We start from the raw sequence: 22,530 nt of genomic DNA on the forward strand, positions 1-22,530 counted from the left end.
CACTCCCCCGCTACCTGCGGGCAATGAAACTACGCGCCGACCGCTGGCGCCAAAACCAGGCAAAGGACGCCGACCGCGCCCGCAACCTCGCCCCCTACGAAGCCCAGCTCACCCGCGACCCATCCCCCCTCCCTCCCGCCGCGCGCGACACCCTGCGCTGGCTCGTCGAAGAACTGCGAGTGAGCCTGTTCGCGCAAGAACTCGGCACCACCGAACCCATTTCTCCCGTAAAACTCGACCGGCTGATTGCCGCATGGCGGCGCGGCGGTGCGAACGGCGCGGGCGATGCGGGCGGCAGGGCAGGGGAGCCGGCCCCCATCGTGGCCTCCCCGATCACGAAACCGGAGGAAAAAAAAGCGCCGCCGCTCAAAAGCTTTGGGGCGCTGGACGGCCTGTTCGGCGGTGTGCGAAAGGCGCGCTGATACCAAAGATTCATTATTAGATGCTCCAACGCCCCATTTGTAGCTCCCCGAACTCCATCCGGAACTCCCAAAACTCCATTGGGGGCCCCCAATACGCCGTTTGGGCGTCCCAACACGGCATCAAGTTCTGCTTCAGATGGTTTCAGGAAACCATCTGAAGCAGAAAAAAAACATTCTGCTGCAATTTTTTGCCGCTCCGGCATTGACGTGCCCAGTTAAAATCCAACGCTCCCCAACTCCCCCCTCATGCTTGCCTGTCCCCGCTTCAACAACACCCACCGGCCCGCCCGCACCCGTCGCGTAGCTGTCGCGCTTACGACCACGCTCCTCCTGCTCGCCCCCGCCTTCCTACTTGCCCCCCCCTCCACCTTCGCCCAAGCCAAACCCGCCGCCCCCGTCATCCCCCAAATCCCCTTCCCCCAGATTCTCGCCGAAGCCGAGAACAACATCACCCAACGCCGCCCCGCCGACGCTGCCGCGCTCCTTGACCGCGTCCTCAGCCGCGTGGCCGAAGGCGAAAAACTCCCCCAAGGCGCCGACATCAACCGCATCCGCCTCACCGCCGCCACCACCCACTTCCAATCGCAAAACTTCCCCCGCGCCATCGCCATCGCCCAACAACTCGCCGACCCCAAAAACCGCGACGCCACCGACTCCCAACGCGCCGAGGCCCGCATGATCCACGGCCTCAGCCTCGCCCTCCAACAAAAATACGCCGACGCCATCCCCATCTTCCGCGCCGCCGAGCAATCCATTGCCCACCGCGACAAAGCCCTCCTCTACGGAGCCATGTCCGCCCAGCAAGCCAGCCAGCTCGAGACCGCCGCCGCCACCTACACCCGCCTCCTCACCACCGCTGCGCACGACCGCGACTGGGCCGACGCCGCCCTCTCCCTCATCTCCATCCGCATCCAGCAGAAAAAACTCCCCGACGCCCGCAACGGCCTCGACCTCCTTCGCAAAGACCTCCCCCTCGTCGATAACCTCGCCGGCCTCAACATCCTCAGCCTCCAACTCGGCGACGCCCTCCTCGCTGCCGGCGACCCCGCCGGAGCGCTCACCGCCTACCGCACCGTCCTCGACAAAGCCGAACTCCTCCGCCAGCAGTCCCACCGCACCCGCCGCCTCGAAACCGGCATCGAACGCGCCAAACTCCTCACCACCGCCGACGCCTCCACCCTCGACGCCCTCCGCCGCGCCCAAGCCCGCCTCGACCAAATCAAGACTGCAGCCGCCGAAATCGAAAAACTCAAAAACTACGACGCCACCCTCCTCTTCCGCCTCGGCACCGCCTTCCAGCAACGCGGCGGCGCTTGGGAAGCAGCCATCGTTTTTGAAGAAATCATTACCCGCCACCCCACTGCCCCCGAACGCGAAAACGCCTACTACGGCCTCGTCCGCGCCTACTCCGACGCCGGACGCTTCGACAAAACCTCCGCCGCCGCCGGACGCTTCATCAACGCCTACCCCAACAGCCAGTTCGCCCCCCAGGCCCTCTACCTCGCCGCCATGGCCGCCGGGCAACGCAAACTCCTCGCCACCCAACTCGAATTCCTCGGCATCGCCACCAAACGCTTCTCCCAATCCGAACTCGCCGAGCCCATGACCATGATGAAGGCCAACGCCCTCTTCAGCTCCGGCCTTTACGCCGAGGCCGGTCAAACCTGCCGCGAATACCTCGCCACCTACACCGGCTCCCAAGCCAAATTCCGCGAAGACGCCACCTACCTCGGCGCCATGGCCACTCTCGCCGAAGGCCGCATCACCGACGCCGCCGGCCAGATCGAAACCTACCTCAAAACCTACCCCGCCGGACGCTTTGCCTCCGACGCCGCCTACCGCCTCGCCGCCACCGACTACGCCCGCCAGAACAACGACGCCGCCCTCAAACGCACCCAAGACTGGCTCGCCACCGCCGAACCCGGCAACCCCCAGCGCGGCGAAGTCGCCTCCCTCCAAGGCGACATCCTTGCCACCCTCGGACGCACCCCCGAAGCCATCACCGCCTACCGCACCGCCCTCGAATACTCCCTCTCCGACGACCAACTCGGCTACATCCTCGACGAACTCACCCGCCTCTACCAAAGCACCCGCGACTTTGAATCCGCCATTGCCCTCTGGGAAAACTTCGCCCGCGAGCACCCCGACCACCCCCTCACCATCAACGCCGCCTACTGGATCGCCCGCCTCAACACCCGCCTTGGCCGCACCGACGCCGCCCTCACCCGCGTCTCCGAAATCGCCGCCCGCTACATCACCGAACCCGACCGCGACTCCGTTGAACGCCTCCTCGTCGAACTCTCCGCCCTCATCGCCCGCCCCCCCCGCGCCATCCGCGGCCAGCCCAAACCCACCGTCCCCACGCTCGACCAACTCTTTGCCCGCGTTGACAAAGAACTCCTCGTCAACGGCTCCGTCCGTCAAAACCCCACCGCGCAGGCCCGCGCCCTCTTCGTCCAGTCCGAGATTGCCAACTTCCGCAAAAACCCCGCCCGCTCCGCTGAAATCCTCGACCGCCTTGCCGCCCTCTATCCCATCGACACCCTCCCCCCCGGCATCCTCGGCAAACTCGGCGACCACATGCTCGCCAAAACCCCGCCCGCCCCCGACCTCGCCCGCGCCTGTTACACCCGCATCGTCACCGCCTACCCCAAGTCCATATTTGCCGACTTCGGCTACGCCGGCCTCGGCCAGCTTGCCCTCCGCGACGGCAACGGCGAAGACGCCCTCCAGCAATTCAACAACGCCATCGACCTCGCCGGAGCCCGCTTCAAACTCCTTGACGCCACCCTTGGCCGCGCCCGCGCCCTCCTCCTTCTCAACCGCCTCGACGACGCCAAAGACCTCTACGAACAAGTCGCCGGCAACCGCACTTGGCGCGGCGAAGCCACCGCCGAGAGCGTCTATTCCCTCGGCCAGATATTCCTCAAACGAGGCACCCCCGAAGACCTCGCCCAAGCGCAGGCCCGCTTCCAGCGCGTTTACATCTCCTACAAAAAATGGACTCCCTGGGTCGCCAAATCCTACCTCGGCAGTGCCGACGCCTTTGAAAAACTCGGCCAAAAGCAGGAAGCCATCAACACCCTCCGCGAAATGCTCCGGCAGGAACGCCTTGCCTCCCTCCCCGAAACCGCCACCGCCCGCCAACGCCTCGCCGTCCTCGAATAAAAAAAAGCTGAAAAGCTAAAAAGCTAAAATAAGGCGACCCAAAGCACCATGAAACACCTTCGCTCCGCTCTCCCCCCCCCCCGCTCCTTTTTCAGCTTTTTAGTTTTTAGCTTTTCAGCTTTTTTTATTCACGCCCAAACCTACATCCTCGACAACGGAGCCGCCGTCCCCGCCGCTGCGGTCAAAGTTTCCGGCGCCGACCTCGTGCAAGCCCTTGCTGACGGCGCAGCCGAACGCCGATTCCCCATCGCCAACATCGCCCGGCTCGATTTTCCCGAACCACCCGAACTCGCTGAAACCGCCGCTCTCATCACCAGCGGACAATCCGCACAAGCCCTCTACAAAATAGAACCCGTTTACCGCCAGTTTGCCCCCTTCTCCAAACTCCCCGGCTCCTATTGGAGCGAAGCAGCCATCCTGCGCCTCCGCGCCCTCCTCCTCCCCCCCAACACCAAAGCCGATCCCAAGGCCGCCGAGGAAGCCCCTGCGCGCATCCGTGCCGCCGCCCGCGAAATAATGAGCACCTCCACCGACCCGGAAGCCATTGGAGAAGCCAGACTCGCCCTTGCCGAACTCGACATCCGCTCCGGACGTCCCGAGATGGCCGTCGCCATGCTCAACGAAATCGTTCGTGACGCCCCCGGCACTGTCAAAGCCCGCGCCTGGCTCCTTCGCGGCGACCTCGCCATGAAACGCAATGCCTACGAAGAAGCCCTCGACGCCTACCTGCGCATCCCTGCCCTCTTTGGCACGCTCGACGATCTCATGCCCGCCGCCCTCCTTGGCAGTGCCCGCGCCTACAAAGGCTACGGCGACAAAGACCGCGCCGAACGCGCCTACCTCGACCTCCTCGACAACTACAAAACCACCCCGCAAGCCACCGCCGCCAAAGCCGAATCCGGACTATAAAAAATTAATAATTAAAAATTACAGACCTACGCATATGTCCTCCTCAACCAATTCCAATGGCCCCCCCCCCCCCTGTTCCCCAGCAACAATCAACACCGTCACTCCCCGTCCGCTTCAGGGAACTTCTAAAAATTACACAGAGGACACAGAGGAGGCACAGAGTTTGGGGAGGCCTGTCCGGTGGAAGGACATTTTCCTCGCGAATGAATGTCTCTGTAATTCATTTATTATAAATAAAATAATATTTCTTACGGAAAAAAGAGCAAAGTCGTTTTGTCCTCCCTAAACTCTGTGCCTTCTCTGTGATCTCTGTGTAATTTCTGATTTTTAGAACCACCCTTAATTATTAATTCTTAATTCTTAATTTCATCATGAACCTCCCCCGCCACATCGCCACCGCCCTCGCGGCGCTGGCCCCGATTACCGCCCTCGCGCAACAAACCGCCAACGGCGCCGCTGCCGAGACGACCGTCAAGACCAAGTCCCTCCTCGCCGAACTCAGCGCCCCCTCCATCATCCCGCTCTGGTTCTGCTCCGCGGTCATCGTTTACCTCGTGATCGACCTCTATCTCAAGACGGCGCACAAACAATGCATCCGCCCCGCCGCCGTTGCCACCCTTCGGCAGCAATTCCGCGACGGAGCCTACCAGGACGCCTTCACCTGGACTGAACAACACCCCTCGCCCCTCGCCAACGTCATCCACGCCGGCCTCCGCCACTCGCCCAACGGCAAACAAGCCGCCGAGGACGCCATGGCCATTGCCATCGTCGGCGAAAACACCAGTTACCAAAACCGCATCGCCTACCTCTCCGTCATCGGCGTCATCGCCCCTATGATCGGACTCACCGGCACGGTGATCGGCATGATCTCGGCCTTCGCCTCCATGAGCCAGGCCGGAGCCGCCGACCCCTCCAAACTCTCCGGGGCCATCGGACACGTGCTTCACGCCACGGCCTCCGGACTGGCGGTGGCGATTCCCGCCTTCGTATTCTATTATCTGATACGCAACCGCGTCACGCGCGTCATCCACGAACTCTCCATCGCCGCGACCGACCTTTTTAGAAAATTCCCCTACGAGCACCTCGAACACGTCGAGTTTACCGGCGGCGAAACCTACGCCGGCCTCCCCAACTGGCTCCGTCCCCAAACCGAACAGCGCGAGCAACCCGCCGCCGAAGCCGCCCCCGACACCGCCAGCTAATCCTCCTCCGAACCCTGAACACCCAACCCTAACCCACTACCACCATGGCCAGCAGTGCAGGCGGCGAAGGCGAGCCCGAATTCCAGATCGCCCCCATGCTCGACGTCATGCTCGTGCTGCTCATCTTCTTCATGAGCATCACGGCGACGGCGGTGAGTCGATACGACCCTGCGATTCAGGTTCCCGTTGCGCCCGACGCCAACAAGAAGGAGGACTCCCAAAGCGAACTCGTATTCAACATCGCGTGGAAGCCTGACGCGCACGCCGCGCAAATCACCTACGAAGAAGAGCCGGTTAATTTCGAGGCGGTCATTCCCCGCCTTGCCCGGCACCTCAAGGCCGATCCCAAGGTCCGCGTCCTCATCCGAGCCGACAACGAAACCCCCGTCAGTTACATCAACCAAGTCATCGAAGCCGCCGCCAAAGCCGGCATCGTGGACATCACTTTCGCCACCATGAACCGATGAAAAAAAGCTAAACAGCTTTTTCCCTTCCATGCGCCTTCCCGCCCACACCGCCAATCCCGACGTTGGCTTCCAGATCGCCCCCATGCTCGACGTGATGCTCGTGCTGCTTATCTTCTTTATGGCGCTGGCCGCGCAAATCCGCATCGAACACATCCTCCAGACCAAACTCCCCGGCGTGGCCGTGGCGAGCGGAACCGCCGAGTTTGTTGACGAGCAAATCCTCATCATAGACGAAGCCGGCGAAGTCACCCTCAACGACGAAACCTACGACAACGCAGCCAGCCACGAAATGCCCCAACTCACCGGCACCCTCATGCGCCTCAAAGAATCGAGCGACGCCGCCAAGAGCAAAGTCGTCGTCACCCTCGTCAGCCACCCCGAGTCCCCCTACTACCGCACCATCGACGTCCTCAACGCCCTCGCCGTCGCCGGCATCACCAACGTCACCTTCACCGCCGACGCGGAACTGTAACCAAATCCCATGAGCGTCCCCCCTCGTGCCAAAAAAACACTCATCGAACGCGTCACCAGCAGCGTCCCCCTGCTTGTTACCGTCATCATCCACGTCATCCTGATCCTTATCGCGGGCGCATTTGTCGTGCAGGAGCAAATCCTCAAGCCGAAGAAAAAATTCGAGGCCGCCGCCGCCACCGAGTCCACCGCGCAAAAACAAATCGAACACCGCCTTCAGGTCGCCCGCAAAAGCAGCGCCACCGCCAGCAGCAGCACTCCCATCTCGGCCAACCGCATCTATTCCAGTGCCGAAGGCGCGCTCCAACTCCCCGAGATGCCCGACCTGCCCAGCATGGGCGCGGGCGGTTTTGGGGGCTTCGGCTCCGGTGTGGACATCGGTGCCGGCACGGGTGGCGGCATGGGCGGCGTCGGCAACACCAGCCTCGGCGGACGCGGCTTCATGTCCCTCTCCTTCCTCGGCATGACCAGCCAGAACGTCAGCAAAATCGTCTTCGTTCTCGATATTGGCACCGAGCTCATGGACATCCGCAAAGGCGGCTTCCCTGCATTCCAAATCATCCGCGAGCAGATCATGCAACTCGTCAACAGCCTCCCCCCCTCCGCCGAGTTTGGCGTCGTCCTCTTCGAGACCGGCGCCTACGGCAGTCGCGGACGCGTGGCCGCCTATCGCGGCGAACTCATGGCCGCCAACGTTGCCAACAAAGAAGACTTTTTCCGCTGGCTGACCCCCATCAACACTGACGCCAAACGCACCGGCATCCAATCCGTCCCCCGCAGTTCCTTCTTCAAACCCAAGCCCCTCCCCCCCAACGCCGGCATCGACCCCCTCTTCAAAGCTCCCGACTGGGCCTACGCCCTGCACATGGCCCTCGAAATGCAGCCTGACACCGTTTACATCATCACCGGCAGCCAAGGCACCACATGGCGACGCGCCACCGACGCCGAACTCGCCAAGCGCAAACGCGCCTACGACGAAAAAGTGGACGACCTCAGAAAACGCGGCATCCCCGACATCAAAGCCGCCATGGAGGCCCGCCGCGCCGCCTACGCCAAAGCCCGCCGCGAACTCGATGCCATCAACGAAAAACTTAAGGCCCAAGGCAAACAACCCCTTGTGGCCCGCGTCCCCGAACGCATCTTCCAAAAAGACTTCCAGGCCGAACTCACCAAACTCGGTTACAGCATCAAACTCGACGGCACTGGCTGGACCGACAAAGACGGCAAAACCATTGGCTGGGTCGGTTACGTTGAGCACGCCAACGAACCTTTTTCGGAGAACTACAATTACATTTCCCGACTCCAGGCCGCGCTTGTGCCCAAGCGGGCCACCATCAACGTATTTCTCTTTGTCGGACCCAACGAGCAACCCAAGGAACCGATGGAGAACCTCGGCAAAGTAGCGAGCCGCAACAACGGTCGTTTCGAACTCCTTACGACCAAGCGCCTCGAAGAACTCAAGCGCCGCGCCGCCGAAGCCAACAAATAGAGCAGGGGGGGCACGCTTTCTTCATTGGACGCCTCACTGGGTGAGTTCGAGTATTTTGGGTTCAATCTGTCGCAAAATTCAAATCTCACGCGGAGTCGCGGAGTCGCGGGGGCGCGGAGGGATCGGATTTAGAGCGTTTTCAGTTGAGTTGTAGCCATCGTCTTCCCGGTAGGGAGGCCTCTCCGAGGCCTCCGAAACCACGCTCCAAGCACCTACGAGTTTCGCATTCTCGGCGGAGGCCTCGGAGAGGCCTCCCTACCAGGTATTGAATGGCTATAGTTTAAATGAAACGGCTCTAAATTACATAATTACAATTATATGAATAAATTATGGATTTGTTCAACAGCACCGAGCAGAATGTTTGAAATAGTGCGATCTGGCCTGATTTGGTGCGATTTGCCCGCTGGGAGACGGCTCCAAAAGCGAGCGGGGCGGTGAATGTTTGAAACACCAGCCCCGCGTGACGTGTGCGAAATGTTTGAAACGGGTCAGCGTGCCCGACTGGCGACGCCGTTGGCGGTGATCGCCATCATCGCCTCTTCCATCACGCGAGCCGAACGCGATGGATCGAACTTCGCCGCACAGAACGCTTGCACGCCATCGATGGCCTCGGCAGGCGTCCGGGCGTTCATGATGATGTCGCGGATGGGTGCCAGGTCTCCCCGGAGTGTTTTTGCCCACTCGGGCGCCGCAGTCTGGGCGATCGCATTGGTTGGGTCGATCAGAGGCGCTCCTGGCGACGCGAAGGCAACGAAGGGACCAGGGGCGGGGGCAGACGGCATGCGCTCGATCGGGAGGCCGATGCGTTCACTGATGGTTTCCAAGCCGGAATCCGCGATCCGAAGCCCGCCGGCGGCAAGCGAACTGATAAGCGAGCCCGTGGCCTCGGTTTCATCCGCCTCCAGCGATCCCCATACGGCCAGTGGCGCCCGGCCTCGGTAGCCATTGATGCGGAGGTATTGCGTGAAGAGTTGATGTCGCAGGGTGGCGGCCAGACGGCGGGCGTCGGACTGGCGCTTGTCCTGGCGTTTGCTGGCCTGGGCATCGGAGGTGCCGGAGTTCATGCCGGTGGCCTGCGCATCGGAACTGAGGGTTTCACCCAGGATCAGCTTTGATTTCTCGCGGTTGCACAGTTCGAGGAATGTCTGGTAGGCGGCGCCACTGTCGTTGGCGGCGGCCTGCTTGATTTCGACCTCGGTTTCCTTGCTAATGACGAGACCACCCATTTTCTGAGAAAACTGAAACGCCGACAACAGCACTGCGCGGGAATCATCATCGGCCTGGTCATACTTGCCGACGAGGAAAGGGCCGCCGTAGCGATCAAGAAAGCGCGCCCACCAGTCACGATCCATCATGGAAAGCAACCACCAGAACACGATCGAACGCATGGGACCGCCCCAGTTGTCGGGTAGTGAAAGTAGATGTCCCCGATGGATGATGTAGCGGCCTTCCTCGGGCTTTTGTCCTCCGGGGCCGACTGGCCAGCCTTCTGTGTTGGTGGGCAAAATCTCCAACTCCCCCGACGTGTAGGAAAGCAACTGGTAAGGAACGGACGTGAGTTCGGCCAACTCGTAACGCAGGCCCGGCTTCGAACTGAGGCGGAAGGTTTTTTCCAGAAGCGAAACCGGCCAGAGCACGGAATCCAACAAATGGGCGCAGGCGTTCTCCCATTTTGGATAATCGGCGATCATTGCTTCGATGACGGCGGCGGCGATGACATCATCGGGATTCTTTTTATCCCACGGCTGGATGCTGAGGGTGTCGCTGGTGACGGCCTCTTTGCGATCGGCGAAGCGGCCCTGGAGGTGAGAATCGGATGCGATGATTTCCTGATAGAGCTGAAACAGCCGCGTCACGTCACCGCCCTCGGCGGCCCGGAAGGTGTCATGCACATCGTCCACGGTCAGCGTGGACGCGATTGAAGTGGGGATGGCGCGGTTGTTGAACAGCGTCACCCGGCGGAGAGGGAGCAGCGAAGCGAGGTAACGGCTAATGGCCTGAGCGCGTTCTTTGAGTGTAAGCATGATGTGTGTGTCCTCTGGTTAGATGGGACGGATGATGCCGCCCCGTTTTTGAAATTTTTTCGCCCATGGATTGCGGACGCCGGCGCGCACCGCGCCGCGGTTGACGCCGAGGGTGCCGGTTGGAGCGCCATGCGCATCCGCCCGGCCGGATTTCGACATGAGGGCATGCAGGGCGAGTTTGCCGCCGTCCCACACGTCGCCGTGTCCGCCGTCCTCCGCGATTGCCGCCACGAAACTGCCGCGATCCCGCGACACGAGGCGGATGTCAGTCTTGATCCATTCGCATGGCGGGAGCGCAAGGTATCCGTCCTCGATTGTATTGGTAAATAAATTACCAAGATAGGACTTCATCGTCATGCTCTCGCCCATGTGCTCGATCGTCTCGCTGGCGACGACAAGTTCCACCGGGACGAGTCCGGCAAACTCACGTCGCAGTTGCGCGGCGAAGAAGCGTTCGCTGGTCGCGTCGATGCAGAGCCGCCTTGCCCGCAGGCCATGCGGGAGTCCGGTCAAAATCGTGCGAAGGATTGCCTTGGTGACGGCGGGATCAGCCGTTTTCCACCGCAACACGAGCCGCATGTAGTAGCTCAGCGCCACTTGCTGGCAGACGGACAACGAACTGGGGTTGCTCTTGTCCTTGGTCGTGGTGGCGATGTCCAAGCCCAGACCGATGCGCGGATGTTCCGGCGAAAAACAGCTCTGCCAATCCACCGGAAGAATGTCGGCGACGTTGACGGTTTTAACTCGGCGGGACGGCTTCATGCGAGGGGCGGACGATGGGGGTTGGCTTTGTTGACCCAGGCTTTGCGGCAACGCATCCGGCGATAGCGTTGGCGTTTGAACAGTAGGTTGAGCACGTCGAAACGGGCACGATCCAGCTTGTCCATCCACGCCACCCAGCCGTGATCTTCGTCGGGAGGTGCGGACTTGAGCAGGTGGCAGTAACGGACAACTGCGCGATCGAGTTTCGTGATCATTCCACTACTGCCTCCGTGATGTTGGCTCCGACGCAGGTGCCCTTGCCGAGCGCCATGGCGCGACCAATGGCCATTAGGCTGACGGCGGCCGTGCCACCCGCGATGAACTTCAGGCCGTAGTTGCGATCCCAGGCCGTCTTGTCGAAGGCCAGCGCCCGGTGTTGTTCAGGCGTGATCTTCTCGCCCGTGTCGGGATGGTGCATTAACACACCAGCAAGCGCGGCATCCCAAGCATCCACCCGGTGGATCATCAGACCGTAGTCTGATTTGTAAAAATTGCCCGCCGCGTTGGGAGTGAACTCCGTGCCCTCCGGCGGCAAAAGCATCTCGTAGGAATAGTGCTTGTCGTCGGGCGGCGGCGTGGTGGCGAGGCGGAGACGGAATTGCGGGTTCGACTCCATGAACGGCTCGATCGCTTCGAGGACTTCCTGACAATTCGGCCACCGTCCAAACTCGTCGCCGATGATGTGTCCTGTCCAGCCGACCGCCGTGTTTGGATTCGGCGCGATCACACGCGTGCGACTGCACGTCGTGCGATCATGCCACAACTTCGCCTCCAGTTTGGAATGCTCGAACAGATCGCAGAAACCGTCGAAGTCGATGTCGTCGGCGTTGGTCTCCAGCTTCAGTGCATTCGCTGCCGCTACCGCCTTGAGCTTCGCCAGATGATCGCGCCACGACTGCGCCTCCTTCACGATAATTTCCGTGCCCAGTGCAATGGCCGCCGAAATGATCGACGTGAGCACACCCGGCGTCTCCATCATCCAATCCAGCGCCTCGTTGCTCAACAAATAGCTCTTCCCTCCCTGCCTTCGCCACACGTAACCGAGACGGCGCAGTGGATGTCGAAACCCAGCCCTCTGGTACGCACGAAACGGCACCACACCAGTCTGGGGGGGAGAGGGGGGGCTTGTTTTAGCCTTACCCATTACTTGCCTCCTCCACCGGACCAAACATGTGCAAGCGCAATTGTTCCACCTTCACCGCCGGCTTCGCCTTGCCTTCGGCGATTTCCGCCGCCTTCCGGTCGGAATAAAATTTCAAAAACATCTCCGCCGTCGCCCGCTGCACCTTGATTTCCTCCAATGCCAGCTTGCGATCATTCTGCGCCAGTCGCCGCTCATTTTGCTCGATTGTCCGCTCCGACATCCGCGCCTTCTTTGCGTCCGCCTGACTCTTTTGCAGCCGGGCGAGCGCATCCACAAGGCCGAGGTAGGTGCCCGGTTTTTTCGACAACAGTTTTTTCTGTGCCTCCACATCCAAGCTTTCGAAAATCATGAGGAGTTGGCCGCCGGCGATGGCCGTGGCGCCCTCCGTAGTGCTTCCGCCGCTACGCTCCGCGAGGGCCAGCGAGTAGTCCGCGAGCCCCTTGGTGCGGTCGAGTTGTTCGCGTCGCTCGCGCCATTCCTTGTAGCCGCCTTGCCGCCACTCGCTGAGATTTTGTGCGGAGATGGGTTCCTCGCCAAAATACTCGTCCAACACCGACAATACCTCCGGCAGCGTGTGCAGCCAGGCGATGATGCGCGGGCCTGGCTCGCCATCGTCCAGACGACGATTGACCTCGTTGCGGATAACGAGGGGCAGACGGGCGATCTTACCGGTGCGGGCGGTGGTCATTGTTTGTTGCGTTCTTCCGCCAAGGCGGCGGCGAGTGCCCAAACTTCGCGCTCGCGCGCGGCGTAGCGCTCGCCCGAGTGCCAGAGTTCATCCACTTGCGGTGTGTATAGACCTTCCGCTGTCTGGATTGGCCTTCCGGCGCGGAGATGCAAGATGGGCGGCTGATAGAGCGTCCGCTGCGACGCGGCGCTTGACGAGCAGCCGCTCATGCAGGCGATCGGCACGCTCGTGATCAGCAGCAGCAGTGCTGCGGCGTAGAGTTGTGATTTCATTTTCGAGGGCTTCGCATTCTCTCTCGATGCGGTCAGGGTAGCGCAGCGCATAGATATAAAGCGCGGCCGCAGCCGCGCGAAAAAACCATTCGAGCGCACCCCACATCGTTGCCGGTGGTTAGTTGTCGGTGGTGGTGTCGCTGACTTTTTCGCCGCTCTTTTTGCGAGCGACGATAACCCAGATGACACCGACGAGAGTGGCGGCCGCGCCGGCGCCCGTGACGATTTCCGTGCTGGTAGCCAGCCCGGAGCTGGTGAGAAAGCCGCCCCCGAAAGTGAGGACTTGCTGAATGAGTTTGATGATCGTGTCTTTGCTCATGGTATTGTATTTTTACTTACGTTGGGAACCGCCGGGGACGCACCGTTCCCCGGCGGGTTATGTTTTCTGACGATCCCGCGTGGCACTGCGGTGCGCACGGCGTCACGCGGAAGAGGAGTCATGGGCAGGCCGCCACGCCGGCGGCCGTGGCCTGGTAGTGGAGGACGCCGGTCACCGGATCGGGGATGGAGGTGATGAGGCCGCGGCGGAAAAGAGCGTCGATTTCCTTGTTGGCATCCTCCGCACTTGGTTCGAAATCCAAAACCTTGCTGCGGATCACGCGGCGCGTCAGTGCCTCGGCGGGGAGTGCCACCGTGCGGGCGGCGGTCAGTTCGGAGAGGAGCGCGGTGCGCAGATCGTTGCGCTGGCTGGTGGTGATCAGGCTCATGGTTCGGGTGGGTGGGTCAGGTGCGTTGGTTGCGTTCGATGGCGCCCTCAATGCGGCCCAAGGCGCGCTCCATCGTCTGGAAGTTGCGGTTGAAGGAGGACTGCACGGCTTCGATCCGTTTATACACGCCGTTGATCAGGTCGTCGGTCTGCTTGCGTTGCTCCGCCGCCTCCCTGTCCTGTTTTTCCACCAGTGCGGCGTGCTGTTCTTTCAGCGCCTTCAAGTCGGCTTCGATCCGGCTCAGGTCGGCATCCACCGGCGGACGCCGGCGGAAATATGCCCAGACGGACAAGGCCAGCGCCGCGATCGACAGCGACGAGATGAGCCCCGTTTGAAACTCAGATGTGAGCGGCGTGGGCTGGCTGGAGGCAAACAGGGCAAGGCTGGAAAAGTCGGCGGGCGGCATGCCCGCGCATTCTGCCCAAAACAAAGCCCCACGGCTAAAGGCCGTGGGGCCGGTGGGGAGGATGACGCGGGAGAATGTCTAAGTCCAAACGGGGTCTTGAGACGGAAAAGAAAGAGCAAGTGTTTTCACCCAATCGCATTCCTCCTGTGTCACCAATGTCCCCAACGCTTCGGTTCCATTGTAAGCGCGACTCATGAGTTGTGGGGCTGCATCATGGTCCGTCCCATGGATCATGTAGAACATCACCTTGGAACTCTTTGCATCTTCGTAGATGGGATAATAATTGGCATGTTTGTAGCCTAGTTCCTGTTTGAATCGTTCAACCAACATCCACGGACGATCTTTGCGCTTTGCCTGCACAAAAGGACGCCAATCTTCCAACCCCGTCCACCTCTTCAGAACAACATCAGGATTCTTTAGATTTTTGGTGCAACGTTCAAACCACCATGATGGGAGAAAGTAAAAAATCTCAACTTTGTGACCAGCTTGTTTATGCTGGGCAACCGCCTGCACCGTCGCCCAGTCGCATTCCGTAGTGCGTTGATCGAGAAGGCAGAACGTTGCCATTTTTTCCTTGGTCGGATTTGCCGCCAAATAACGCGGCAGTTCCGTGTTGCTGTCACCAGCGACAATATCAACAGGACGGTTGTCGCCTTTCGCCTCTGCCTCTTTTAGCTCACGGAGACAGGCAAGTCCTTTTTGGCCAATCTCACAGAGGGTGAATTTTCGGAACCATTTTGGTGTCATTTCCAGCACTTGCTTGGCAGCCCACGATGATTCCCTATTCTCATTTTGGGGGCCGGCAAATGCATCAATGTAGTATCCGTGATGTGTGATCATCACGAATAGCTTCAGGTAACGCTGAATCAACTGCGCCTTGCTTGCCGTCCAAACTCGCCTTTGCAGTGTGCTTACCCAGACGGGAAGAGGGCGAGTCGGGTATTTGTTAATATCAAAGAGGCACCCATCTGCATCTGGATCGGTCATGCCATGGCAGGAAGCCCATCATAGACCTCACCGTCAAGCAAACGACCAGCATCTTTCTTCCCTAACGGTGCCATGGGTATGGCGGTTCCGTCATGAGATTTCACGGCAACCACCCCCTTGATGCTCTCTTCGATAATTTCAATTGGTGCCCAGTGCCCCCACTGTTTGAAATGGAAAGCTATATCGTATTCCTCAGCGGCATCACGCAGCCCCCGTGCCCAATCAGGGTGCATGGGACGTGATTTGGCCCCACTTTCTCCACCAGCAATGATCCAAGAAATAGGAGAGGATTTATTTCCCTTTACCCACTTGGAAATGTCAACCGGACCCAAAAGAGGCTCACAGCTAAGAAAGCGCACTTTGGCTGGGTTTTCCAAAAGATGAGGGATGCGCAAGTCAGCGTAGCGTTGATTTTCTACGGTTGTTCCAAGCCAGACATTGTCTGGCCAGAGATCGCCCCACGGGGCGAGACGCTTAACAAGCTGGGGACGTTTGGTGAGAAGAAGCCAGTCGAGCATTGGGGTCTCAGCTATGAGTCCCCACAGTCGCTCACGACTGCTATCTAGATCCCGGCGATTTTCAAAAACGTCGGCCATTGATGCACAAAACACCCGCGCCCGCTCATTGGCAACAACGGCATCCGCATGCCACCGTAACGGTTCCTTCCAGTGGTTGTCGGAGAAAAAGCGGCGGGCCGCCTTGGCCCCCCAAACATCCTCGCCCACTCGCTTCGCCCATGACTCGGCATAGCAATGATCGCATGCGGGAGACACCTTGGCGCATCCCCACCAAGGGTTAAATGTATGATGAGTCCACTCGATCTGTGAGTTCTTGCCCATGATCAAAACAATATCGTGCGCATCCAACCCAAGGCGCAATCACGTTAGTTGAAATCCTGCGCGCAAAAAGCTTCACTGTAGGACGCATGACGCAGTCTGTGTCGAGTTATCTCCCGGAATCGCTGGTCCTTGCCGCCCTCAACCGCAACACCGCCTTCTGCTCGCTCGTCGTGTAGCGGGGGATCGTCATCCCGGCGCCAAGCGTGTTGGTGTAGGAATAGATGCCATCGGGCCACAGCAACTTATTGACGGATTGCCCGTCCACGAGACCGGATGTGTCGCACTCAACAAAAATACGGTCAACCCAACGGCTCTCTCGCATTGTTTCGGTTTCGGTCCATGTGTAGGTAACCATTTTGTGAGAATCCAACCCAATGCCCTTACCCTTGGCGGACTGTATCGCCTGCGTTGTCTTGGGTGGACCATAATAAACAACCCCCTTGGCCAGAATGCCGCCCGGCACCACCTGCAACACCTCAAGCGTTCCGGCATGGGCAAGCTTTCGGCATTCCTCTAAATCCGCCTTGGCTTGTTCCTTTTCTCGGGAAGCTCGGACCCTCGCCTGCGTTTCCTTCTCATGTGTTTTTGCTACCTCCGGATCGTAGCCGTATTGCTTTTGGAGAGCGTCGGGCATCAGGTGCCACTCCACCGTGGTCACCCCTCCCTCGTGTTTCACCACGGCGGCGGCAGGCGTGCTCGTGATGATCCGGGCGGACTTGAGCACACGACCATCCAAGAGGGTGATGTCGGGGCGCTCACTGGCGGCGGGGACGACAGCCGGGGTGGCGGGGGAGGGTTCGGTAGCGATGGCTACGCCGACAGTGGCAACGCATGCCATGCCGAGAGTCAGGAGGCGAAGAGAGTTCATGACGATTAGCTGGAGAGGGAATGGCTTCTGGTAGAAAAAAGCGGGCTGGATCAGGCGGCAGGCTCCTGACCGCTGATGCGCACGAGCTGACGCAGTAGCTCCAACTGCTGTTCTGCATGGGTATCCGTGTCGCGTTCAAAAATCATGTAGTGCACCTCCCGGCGAAAGAGGAGCATCGAGCGGCGCGTTTCGTGGATGGTGCGGGCTAGTTTGAACCCCGCTTTAGCGGCGTCATCCAGCTTTCGCTGGAGCTTGCTCTGACTAAGGTTACCGGTGAAAAAACCGGTCGTGAGTTCTGAAACGGCGTATTCTTTCATGGTGGTAGTGGGTTGAAGGAAATGACTAGGGATTAGCGCCAGTGCAGCCGTTGCGAGGAATGCACCGGCCAAATCCAGTGAAAATCTTCCGGTGTGTAGGTGAGAGGCTGATACACGGGATTGATCGAGGTCAGGACGATGGTTCGTTTTTCCGGCCCGGAAGCGTTGAGGATTTTGAGAACCACACCGTCATTTTTCAGCTTGGCGACCACCGGACAATGATTGCGCGGTTCCACCTCCGGCATGACCACCACCACGTCGCCAGGACGAAAGTCCGGCAGCATCGAATCGCCTTCGACGGTGATGGCGAAAGCGTGAGGAGTGGCGCAGGAGGTGTAGATGGTGTTCTGCCAGTCCCGCGGGATTTCCTCGTAAGATACGGCCTCGCCAGCGTGTGCCCAAGAAATGACAGGAATCTCGCGCGGGGCGAGGTCTCGTAAGGGGTGCCCCACCCCATAGGGTGCGGGGTTTTCTCGTAACTCACCTCTGTTTGTGAACTCTAGTTCTCTTTTTAGAGTCTCCAATTTCAGATGAATGTTCGCTGAAATGGGGCGATCATTGGACTCCAGTTTTCCGATCCATTCACGAGTGTAGCCAAGTCTCTGCCCAAGCTCCTCTTGGGTAAGCCCTGCTGACTCACGCCATTCCTTGAGTTGTTTGCCTGAAATGGGGGAGTTCACGCGAAAAAGTGAAGTTTTGTTCTCATTGGATCTTGACGCGAACTTTTATTCGCTTCTCTATTGACGGACGTAAACCAAAGTTCACACGCCGCCCCCGCTCAATGCAAGCCTCAACTCGTCATGATCCGGTCGTTCTGAAGATCGCTCTTCTGAAAGCGCGAGACCGCTTTCCGACTGTGGCGGCACTTGCCCGCTACATCAATCGTCCACGTCCGACGGTCAGCGCGGCTATCAATCGCGGTCAGCATCCTCGGGTGCTCAGTCAGATCAGGGAGGTGTTGCGTGGATAACATGGATACCATGGCCCTGCGCCGCGTTGCCCGCATTGCGTGGGAAAATCGTGAGCGGCTGGAACTCAATCCAAACGACACCGAACAAGTGCTGATCGCTTGGATGGCCGTCGGCACGAACGACGAAGCGGAAGCCGCTTCTGCCCTGCTTGCCGCTATCCGCGAGGCCGACCGCAAGCAGGCCACTTTCGACCGTCTCCTTCAACGCACCCCCGCCGCCTGATCATGGATACGACGACACCTGCAACCACGTATCGCCCGATGCCGATGCCGGCGGATTTTTGCACGGAGGCCGAAATAGCCCTGCACCGGGAGTGGATGGCCCTGCCCGGAACGACCCGCATGGAAGCCGAGCTGGTCGAACTGAAACGCCAACTCCGGGCCAAACACGCGGAGATTCGCAAGGCCAAGGCGGCCACATCCCGCGCCGCGGATCGTTTCATCGCCACGCCGGGCGGAGCCCGGTGGTGGAAAGCCTGGTTGGCTGCCAGCCGCGAGAACTGCCTCTGCCGCACCGCCCATGCGGGCGAGACGCCCGCGCCACGCCAACCCGCCGCCGCCTAACCTTTCCCATGTCCGAACACACCTCCACACACACCACCACGCTCACGCCCGACGAAGTGTTCTTCGCCGATCCCGCCACGCTCGCCGTGCATCCGCTCCTAGCCGTCATGCCGCCAGTCACCCGCGAGGATGCCGAGACCGAGGGGTTTATTGAAACCGTCCGCCAGTCCGGCCGTATCGATATCGCCATTATTCTGGATGAGGAAGGCCGCATCATGGACGGCCGCCGCCGTCGCCTTGCCGCTGCCACGCTCGGCCTTCCTCTCCCCGCCGTTCGCCGTCCGTCCTCCGAGGCCGCCACCATCGTCCTCAACGCCCTCGCCGGACGCCGCAACCTCACCAAAGGCGCTCTCGCCTACCTCTCCCTCCCGCTCCTCCAGCCAGCGATTGAGGAAGCCCGCCGCCGCTGGGTCGCAGCTCTTCAAACCGGGACAGCAGGGACCAAATCCAACTCAGTTGGATTTGGTCAGAAGACCCTCGCCCAGATCGCCGCCGACCTCGGTTTCAGTGACGAGCTTTTGCGACAGGCGACCAAAGTCCGCGACCTGCTCAACGATCCCACTGTTTACACATGGGGCGAGGCCGCGCAGGAGGCCACGCGCCGGGGCTGGTTCGAGCCCAAGCTCTTCGCCGGCGAGATCGGCCTCGGCGGCATCATCCAAGCCATCGCCGGCAAGACCGCCACTGACGGACAAGCCCGCGTTGTGCCCCCCGTCGCCGAGCTTTTCCAACGCGATTTCAGCAGTGTCGGCAAACGCTTCACCGCCAAATGGGAAACCCTCTCGCCCGAAGAGCGCCGCCCCGTCGTCAAGGCCGTCGCCGACGAAGTCACCACCTGGCCCGAGGACGTGCAACGAGCCCTCCTCACCAGCCTCAAGTCCGCCCTCAAGGCCGGACCCGAACCCAAGTTCTAACCCACTGATTTCAGCTTTCAGCTTTTTCCAAAATGCCCACCGATTTTCAGGTCAACGAGGAAGCCCGCCGCATCGAAGCCGTGAAGACGATTCTCGTGTTCACGGGGCAGGGTTTTTCGCAGAACGCCGCCGCCGCGCAGGCCGGGCTTTCCCCGGCCAAGGCGTCGCGCCTCATGAGCCTGTATCAGATCGGTGGATTCGCCGCCCTGCGCCCCCGCACCACCAACAGCGGACGACGCCCCCTCGTCACCCTCAGCGAGGTGGAGAAAGCCGCCATCCAGCGCCTCACTCTCATGAGCGATCCCCACGACCCCCAAAAAACTCGCACCGTCGGCGTCTCCTTCGCCCTGCGCACCTACGCCCGTTCCGAAACCTGCCGCCCCGAACTCGCCGACGTGATCCTCAAACCACGCACCAGCAAACACACCCTCACCCGCACCCTCAAACGCCTCGCCCGCCCCACCCAGTCCAGCCGCCTCCTCAACGCCGGCCCCGACACCTTCAATCTCCACGGCATCTGCACCCCACGCGATCTCACCTACATCGACTTCGACGGGCAGGAAAAACCCATTCACCCCGGCCTCGTCTTCGAGGCCGACGACATGACCAGCAACGAACCCTGCTGCGTCGAATGGGACGACCCCGCCGACCCCTGCGCCGCCCGCTACGGCGTGCGCCTCGTGCGCCCCCAAGTCCTCTTCTGGCTCGATGTCGGCACCGGCCGCTACGTCGGCTACTCCACCATCCTCCGTTACAACGACGCCTACCGCGCCAAAGATATATTGTGGTCCCTCTCCCACATCTTCCACTCCGTCGGTGCCCCCCGCTTCCTCCGCTTCGAATACGGCACATGGGACGCCCACCTCATCAACGCCATCCAAAGCGTCCACCACATCTGCCAAATCCAGCGCGCCACGTCCGCAAAAACCAAATACATCGAAAACCGCTTCAACATGCTCCAAAAATTCCTCGCGCTCGGCGGGGTGAGCATGGGCCGCCACCGCGGCGTCAAAGAACGTGAAACCAAAGACTGGATCGCCTGCCGCGCCGGCTCCCGCGACCCCCGCCCCCTCTTCCCCACGCTCGCCCAGTGGACCGCCCGCGTGGACGCCGCCCTCGTCGCCTTCAACGCCGAACCCGTCGAAGGCGAAATCTACGGCCCCGCCAACGCCCGCCGCTTCCACAACCGCCGCGCCTGGATACCCGACGAAATCTGGCACCAGCACATGGAGACCGCGCCCATGAGGAAGCCGACGCTGGAAGAAAGCTACCGCTTCCTCCCCGAACAAGCCCCCGTCACCATTCGCGGTGCCCACGTCCGCATCAAAAGCGCCGAGCACGACGCCACCTTCTACTTCTACTCCGATCACTTCGCCCGCCTCGGCGACGGCTATCAAGTCACCGTCTGCTGTGACCCCTCCCAGCCCCACCTCGGCGCCGCCATTTTGAACCGCGAGACCGGCGCCCGCGCCGCCATCGACCCCGCCTCCCCCGTCGGTCTGGCCAGGCCCTACCGCGAAGCCCAGCTCATCTGCATCGCGGAGGCCGTCGATCGCGTCCCCCAATTCTCCGCCACCAGCCAGTGGGACGACCGCGCCAGCTTCGAGCGCCGCCGCCGCTACCGCGAACAATGCCGCCTCCAATACCGCGCCATCATGCCCTTCGGACGCGGCCCCCAGTCCGCCGCCACCGAACACCGCGACGGCCGCGGCAACGTCGCCACCCTCGCTGTCAACGCCCACCGCCTCTCCGATCCCACCACTTCGACGTTGGATGTTGAACGTTCGACGTTGGACGTTCGGCGCGAAGCGCCGCGTCCCCTCTCGCCCGCCATCGCCGAGCGCGCCCGCGGGCAGGACACCCGCGCCCTCGTCCGCGAAGCCGCCGGCCGCCTCACACCGGCCGACCTCACCGCCGCCACGGAGGATGACGACATCATCACCGAAGCCCCGCCCGCCGCCTTTTCCGCCGACGAAATCGCCAGCCTTCTCAGCCAGTAACCACCACCCGACAACCCACGCCGCCATGATCGCCATCAACATCCAACGCCCAACATCCAACACCCAACGTCCAATAAAAAAAGTATCCTCCCCTTCGGAGTTGGATGTTGGACGTTCGACGTTGGACGTTCGGCGCGAAGCGCCGCGCACGGCCTCCGGCCGCGCCTCCGCCGCCCGCGAAACCTTTGTCGAGACGCCCGCCACCCGCCTCATCTGGGCCGGCCTCGATTACGCCGTGCGCAACAACTCCATCGCCCTCATCGAAGGCGACACCGGCCACGGCAAAACCCTCGCCACCGAAGCCTGGAGCCTCGCCCGCCCCCACCTCGCCGTCATCCTCATCGAAGCCCCCTCCATTGGCGGCGTCAGGCTGTTCCTCTCCGAAATCTGCCGCGCCATCGGCGAGACCGGCAACCTCTCGCTGGCCGAAATGCGCCGCGTCATCCGCGACTGGTTCGCCGAATCCGACAACCGGATACTCATCATCGACCAGGCCCACGACCTCCTCCCCCGCAGCCGCGGAGCCAAGGCCGACAAAATCGACTTCCTGCGCGAACTCCACGATTTTGCCGAGTGCCCCATCGGCCTGCTCTGCACCGTCAAACTTGTGCGGGAAATGTCCCGCAGCGCCTACAACTTCGAGCAAATCATGGGCCGCGTCGGGATGCCCGTAAAACTCCCCGCCGAACTCGGCGAGGAGCACTACCGCCCCCTCATCGTCCCCTGGTTCCCGCGCCCCGGCCCCAAGCTCCTCGCCGCCTGCGGCCAGGTGGCCAACGATAAACTGCCCCGCCAGAAAGGCCGCCTCCGCCTCCTCTCGCAAATCTGCCGCCTGGCCAACCGCGTGGCCGCGAAAAAAGGCGAAACCCTCGCCGAGCACCACTTCTTCAAAGCCCTCGCCCTGCGCGACCAGATGATGGGCAACCCCGCGCACGTCTGA

General features: G+C 61.2%; 26 protein-coding genes. 12 read left to right on the forward strand and 14 right to left on the reverse strand.

All coding sequences use genetic code 11. The annotated features are described in order from the left end of the window. From OBACDRAFT_RS21355 to OBACDRAFT_RS21385, 7 genes are all read left to right on the forward strand, one after another. On the forward strand, positions 1 to 422 hold a 422-nt coding region (locus OBACDRAFT_RS21355; RefSeq protein ID WP_043588944.1), incomplete at its 5' end, for a DUF3418 domain-containing protein. 246 nt (positions 423 to 668) lie between these two features. Beyond that, positions 669 to 3,590: a tetratricopeptide repeat protein gene (locus OBACDRAFT_RS21360; protein WP_081722253.1), complete on the forward strand. Its 2,922-nt coding sequence runs from the start codon at positions 669 to 671 to the stop codon at positions 3,588 to 3,590. A 48-nt stretch (positions 3,591 to 3,638) separates the two neighbouring features. Next, complete coding sequence (locus OBACDRAFT_RS21365; protein WP_052362352.1) at positions 3,639 to 4,499, forward strand: tetratricopeptide repeat protein; 861 nt, start codon at positions 3,639 to 3,641, stop codon at positions 4,497 to 4,499. Between the two features lie 371 nt (positions 4,500 to 4,870). Next, positions 4,871 to 5,701: a MotA/TolQ/ExbB proton channel family protein gene (locus OBACDRAFT_RS21370; protein ID WP_043588945.1), complete on the forward strand. Its 831-nt coding sequence runs from the start codon at positions 4,871 to 4,873 to the stop codon at positions 5,699 to 5,701. Positions 5,702 to 5,745: 44 nt separating this feature from the next. Further along, positions 5,746 to 6,168 carry an ExbD/TolR family protein gene (locus OBACDRAFT_RS21375; RefSeq protein ID WP_043588946.1) on the forward strand — a complete coding sequence of 141 codons (423 nt, stop codon included), beginning with the start codon at positions 5,746 to 5,748 and terminating at the stop codon, positions 6,166 to 6,168. 28 nt (positions 6,169 to 6,196) lie between these two features. Beyond that, on the forward strand, positions 6,197 to 6,640 hold the full coding sequence (locus OBACDRAFT_RS21380; RefSeq protein WP_043588947.1) for an ExbD/TolR family protein: 444 nt from the start codon (positions 6,197 to 6,199) through the stop codon (positions 6,638 to 6,640). A 9-nt stretch (positions 6,641 to 6,649) separates the two neighbouring features. Next, positions 6,650 to 8,128 carry a hypothetical protein gene (locus OBACDRAFT_RS21385; RefSeq protein WP_043588948.1) on the forward strand — a complete coding sequence of 493 codons (1,479 nt, stop codon included), beginning with the start codon at positions 6,650 to 6,652 and terminating at the stop codon, positions 8,126 to 8,128. A gap of 488 nt (positions 8,129 to 8,616) precedes the next feature. Here the strand turns inward: OBACDRAFT_RS21385 and OBACDRAFT_RS21390 are convergent, their stop codons facing one another. The 14 genes from OBACDRAFT_RS21390 to OBACDRAFT_RS27070 all read right to left on the reverse strand — a co-directional run bounded on the left by OBACDRAFT_RS21390 (position 8,617) and on the right by OBACDRAFT_RS27070 (position 17,822). Beyond that, a complete protein-coding gene (locus tag OBACDRAFT_RS21390) occupies positions 8,617 to 10,152 on the reverse strand; it encodes a phage portal protein family protein (RefSeq protein ID WP_043588949.1) in 1,536 nt (511 codons plus the stop codon). Between the two features lie 18 nt (positions 10,153 to 10,170). Next, positions 10,171 to 10,914, reverse strand: a complete 744-nt coding sequence (locus tag OBACDRAFT_RS21395) for a hypothetical protein (RefSeq protein ID WP_043588950.1) — start codon at positions 10,912 to 10,914, stop codon at positions 10,171 to 10,173. Then, positions 10,911 to 11,129, reverse strand: a complete 219-nt coding sequence (locus OBACDRAFT_RS21400; RefSeq protein ID WP_043588951.1) for a hypothetical protein — start codon at positions 11,127 to 11,129, stop codon at positions 10,911 to 10,913. Before OBACDRAFT_RS21400 ends, OBACDRAFT_RS21395 begins: the two co-directional genes overlap by 4 nt. Continuing rightward, a complete protein-coding gene (locus tag OBACDRAFT_RS21405) occupies positions 11,126 to 12,058 on the reverse strand; it encodes a hypothetical protein (RefSeq protein WP_157837235.1) in 933 nt (310 codons plus the stop codon). Before OBACDRAFT_RS21405 ends, OBACDRAFT_RS21400 begins: the two co-directional genes overlap by 4 nt. Beyond that, complete coding sequence (locus tag OBACDRAFT_RS21410) at positions 12,051 to 12,746, reverse strand: hypothetical protein (protein ID WP_043588953.1); 696 nt, start codon at positions 12,744 to 12,746, stop codon at positions 12,051 to 12,053. Before OBACDRAFT_RS21410 ends, OBACDRAFT_RS21405 begins: the two co-directional genes overlap by 8 nt. Beyond that, the gene (locus OBACDRAFT_RS21415) at positions 12,743 to 13,018 is read right to left on the reverse strand and encodes a hypothetical protein (protein ID WP_043588954.1); all 276 of its coding nucleotides are present in this window, start codon (positions 13,016 to 13,018) and stop codon (positions 12,743 to 12,745) included. Before OBACDRAFT_RS21415 ends, OBACDRAFT_RS21410 begins: the two co-directional genes overlap by 4 nt. A gap of 118 nt (positions 13,019 to 13,136) precedes the next feature. Next, positions 13,137 to 13,337 (reverse strand): Pam3-gp28 family putative phage holin, encoded by a 201-nt coding sequence (locus OBACDRAFT_RS21420; protein WP_043585305.1) that lies wholly within the window; start codon positions 13,335 to 13,337, stop codon positions 13,137 to 13,139. Positions 13,338 to 13,455: 118 nt separating this feature from the next. After that, a complete protein-coding gene (locus tag OBACDRAFT_RS21425) occupies positions 13,456 to 13,725 on the reverse strand; it encodes a hypothetical protein (RefSeq protein ID WP_043588955.1) in 270 nt (89 codons plus the stop codon). Between the two features lie 16 nt (positions 13,726 to 13,741). Then, positions 13,742 to 14,131 carry a hypothetical protein gene (locus OBACDRAFT_RS21430; RefSeq protein ID WP_043588956.1) on the reverse strand — a complete coding sequence of 130 codons (390 nt, stop codon included), beginning with the start codon at positions 14,129 to 14,131 and terminating at the stop codon, positions 13,742 to 13,744. A 78-nt stretch (positions 14,132 to 14,209) separates the two neighbouring features. Continuing rightward, positions 14,210 to 15,118 carry a three-Cys-motif partner protein TcmP gene (gene tcmP, locus OBACDRAFT_RS21435; RefSeq protein ID WP_052362353.1) on the reverse strand — a complete coding sequence of 303 codons (909 nt, stop codon included), beginning with the start codon at positions 15,116 to 15,118 and terminating at the stop codon, positions 14,210 to 14,212. Beyond that, positions 15,115 to 15,957, reverse strand: coding sequence for a DUF5131 family protein (locus OBACDRAFT_RS21440; RefSeq protein WP_043589040.1), 843 nt, complete (start codon positions 15,955 to 15,957; stop codon positions 15,115 to 15,117). The genes tcmP and OBACDRAFT_RS21440 overlap by 4 nt, the downstream gene beginning before the upstream one ends. Positions 15,958 to 16,063: 106 nt before the next feature. Further along, on the reverse strand, positions 16,064 to 16,825 hold the full coding sequence (locus tag OBACDRAFT_RS21445) for a hypothetical protein (RefSeq protein WP_043588957.1): 762 nt from the start codon (positions 16,823 to 16,825) through the stop codon (positions 16,064 to 16,066). A gap of 50 nt (positions 16,826 to 16,875) precedes the next feature. Continuing rightward, positions 16,876 to 17,142, reverse strand: a complete 267-nt coding sequence (locus OBACDRAFT_RS21450) for a DUF4177 domain-containing protein (protein WP_043588958.1) — start codon at positions 17,140 to 17,142, stop codon at positions 16,876 to 16,878. Between the two features lie 32 nt (positions 17,143 to 17,174). Beyond that, the gene (locus OBACDRAFT_RS27070; protein ID WP_081722254.1) at positions 17,175 to 17,822 is read right to left on the reverse strand and encodes a LexA family protein; all 648 of its coding nucleotides are present in this window, start codon (positions 17,820 to 17,822) and stop codon (positions 17,175 to 17,177) included. A gap of 291 nt (positions 17,823 to 18,113) precedes the next feature. Between OBACDRAFT_RS27070 and OBACDRAFT_RS21465 the strand changes: the two genes are divergently transcribed. The 5 genes from OBACDRAFT_RS21465 to OBACDRAFT_RS21485 are packed head-to-tail and all read left to right on the forward strand — an operon-like array spanning position 18,114 to position 22,530. After that, positions 18,114 to 18,335, forward strand: coding sequence for a hypothetical protein (locus tag OBACDRAFT_RS21465; RefSeq protein WP_198529964.1), 222 nt, complete (start codon positions 18,114 to 18,116; stop codon positions 18,333 to 18,335). A 2-nt stretch (positions 18,336 to 18,337) separates the two neighbouring features. Next, on the forward strand, positions 18,338 to 18,676 hold the full coding sequence (locus OBACDRAFT_RS21470) for a hypothetical protein (protein WP_157837236.1): 339 nt from the start codon (positions 18,338 to 18,340) through the stop codon (positions 18,674 to 18,676). A gap of 8 nt (positions 18,677 to 18,684) precedes the next feature. Then, positions 18,685 to 19,590 (forward strand): ParB N-terminal domain-containing protein, encoded by a 906-nt coding sequence (locus OBACDRAFT_RS21475; RefSeq protein ID WP_043588962.1) that lies wholly within the window; start codon positions 18,685 to 18,687, stop codon positions 19,588 to 19,590. Positions 19,591 to 19,622: 32 nt separating this feature from the next. Beyond that, the gene (locus OBACDRAFT_RS21480; RefSeq protein WP_043588963.1) at positions 19,623 to 21,590 is read left to right on the forward strand and encodes a helix-turn-helix domain-containing protein; all 1,968 of its coding nucleotides are present in this window, start codon (positions 19,623 to 19,625) and stop codon (positions 21,588 to 21,590) included. Positions 21,591 to 21,615: 25 nt separating this feature from the next. Further along, a complete protein-coding gene (locus OBACDRAFT_RS21485; protein WP_043588964.1) occupies positions 21,616 to 22,530 on the forward strand; it encodes an AAA family ATPase in 915 nt (304 codons plus the stop codon).

Source organism: Geminisphaera colitermitum TAV2 (assembly GCF_000171235.2).
Taxonomy (GTDB): Bacteria; Verrucomicrobiota; Verrucomicrobiia; order Opitutales; family Opitutaceae; genus Geminisphaera; species Geminisphaera colitermitum.

Excerpts from the sequence above, each read along its gene's own strand:
- OBACDRAFT_RS21375 (WP_043588946.1), top strand. The coding sequence starts at position 5,746 with ATGGCCAGCAGTGCAGGCGGCGAAGGCGAGCCCGAATTCCAGATCGCC.
- OBACDRAFT_RS21420 (WP_043585305.1), bottom strand. The coding sequence starts at position 13,337 with ATGAGCAAAGACACGATCATCAAACTCATTCAGCAAGTCCTCACTTTC.
- OBACDRAFT_RS21465 (WP_198529964.1), top strand. The coding sequence starts at position 18,114 with ATGGATACCATGGCCCTGCGCCGCGTTGCCCGCATTGCGTGGGAAAAT.
- OBACDRAFT_RS21400 (WP_043588951.1), bottom strand. The coding sequence starts at position 11,129 with ATGATCACGAAACTCGATCGCGCAGTTGTCCGTTACTGCCACCTGCTC.
- OBACDRAFT_RS21410 (WP_043588953.1), bottom strand. The coding sequence starts at position 12,746 with ATGACCACCGCCCGCACCGGTAAGATCGCCCGTCTGCCCCTCGTTATC.
- tcmP (WP_052362353.1), bottom strand. The coding sequence starts at position 15,118 with ATGACCGATCCAGATGCAGATGGGTGCCTCTTTGATATTAACAAATAC.
- OBACDRAFT_RS21415 (WP_043588954.1), bottom strand. The coding sequence starts at position 13,018 with ATGAAATCACAACTCTACGCCGCAGCACTGCTGCTGCTGATCACGAGC.
- OBACDRAFT_RS21475 (WP_043588962.1), top strand. The coding sequence starts at position 18,685 with ATGTCCGAACACACCTCCACACACACCACCACGCTCACGCCCGACGAA.
- OBACDRAFT_RS21380 (WP_043588947.1), top strand. The coding sequence starts at position 6,197 with ATGCGCCTTCCCGCCCACACCGCCAATCCCGACGTTGGCTTCCAGATC.
- OBACDRAFT_RS21470 (WP_157837236.1), top strand. The coding sequence starts at position 18,338 with ATGGATACGACGACACCTGCAACCACGTATCGCCCGATGCCGATGCCG.
- OBACDRAFT_RS21395 (WP_043588950.1), bottom strand. The coding sequence starts at position 10,914 with ATGAAGCCGTCCCGCCGAGTTAAAACCGTCAACGTCGCCGACATTCTT.
- OBACDRAFT_RS21360 (WP_081722253.1), top strand. The coding sequence starts at position 669 with ATGCTTGCCTGTCCCCGCTTCAACAACACCCACCGGCCCGCCCGCACC.
- OBACDRAFT_RS21370 (WP_043588945.1), top strand. The coding sequence starts at position 4,871 with ATGAACCTCCCCCGCCACATCGCCACCGCCCTCGCGGCGCTGGCCCCG.
- OBACDRAFT_RS21480 (WP_043588963.1), top strand. The coding sequence starts at position 19,623 with ATGCCCACCGATTTTCAGGTCAACGAGGAAGCCCGCCGCATCGAAGCC.
- OBACDRAFT_RS21385 (WP_043588948.1), top strand. The coding sequence starts at position 6,650 with ATGAGCGTCCCCCCTCGTGCCAAAAAAACACTCATCGAACGCGTCACC.
- OBACDRAFT_RS21440 (WP_043589040.1), bottom strand. The coding sequence starts at position 15,957 with ATGGGCAAGAACTCACAGATCGAGTGGACTCATCATACATTTAACCCT.
- OBACDRAFT_RS21450 (WP_043588958.1), bottom strand. The coding sequence starts at position 17,142 with ATGAAAGAATACGCCGTTTCAGAACTCACGACCGGTTTTTTCACCGGT.
- OBACDRAFT_RS21485 (WP_043588964.1), top strand. The coding sequence starts at position 21,616 with ATGATCGCCATCAACATCCAACGCCCAACATCCAACACCCAACGTCCA.
- OBACDRAFT_RS21405 (WP_157837235.1), bottom strand. The coding sequence starts at position 12,058 with ATGGGTAAGGCTAAAACAAGCCCCCCCTCTCCCCCCCAGACTGGTGTG.
- OBACDRAFT_RS21445 (WP_043588957.1), bottom strand. The coding sequence starts at position 16,825 with ATGAACTCTCTTCGCCTCCTGACTCTCGGCATGGCATGCGTTGCCACT.
- OBACDRAFT_RS21365 (WP_052362352.1), top strand. The coding sequence starts at position 3,639 with ATGAAACACCTTCGCTCCGCTCTCCCCCCCCCCCGCTCCTTTTTCAGC.
- OBACDRAFT_RS21390 (WP_043588949.1), bottom strand. The coding sequence starts at position 10,152 with ATGCTTACACTCAAAGAACGCGCTCAGGCCATTAGCCGTTACCTCGCT.
- OBACDRAFT_RS21430 (WP_043588956.1), bottom strand. The coding sequence starts at position 14,131 with ATGCCGCCCGCCGACTTTTCCAGCCTTGCCCTGTTTGCCTCCAGCCAG.
- OBACDRAFT_RS21425 (WP_043588955.1), bottom strand. The coding sequence starts at position 13,725 with ATGAGCCTGATCACCACCAGCCAGCGCAACGATCTGCGCACCGCGCTC.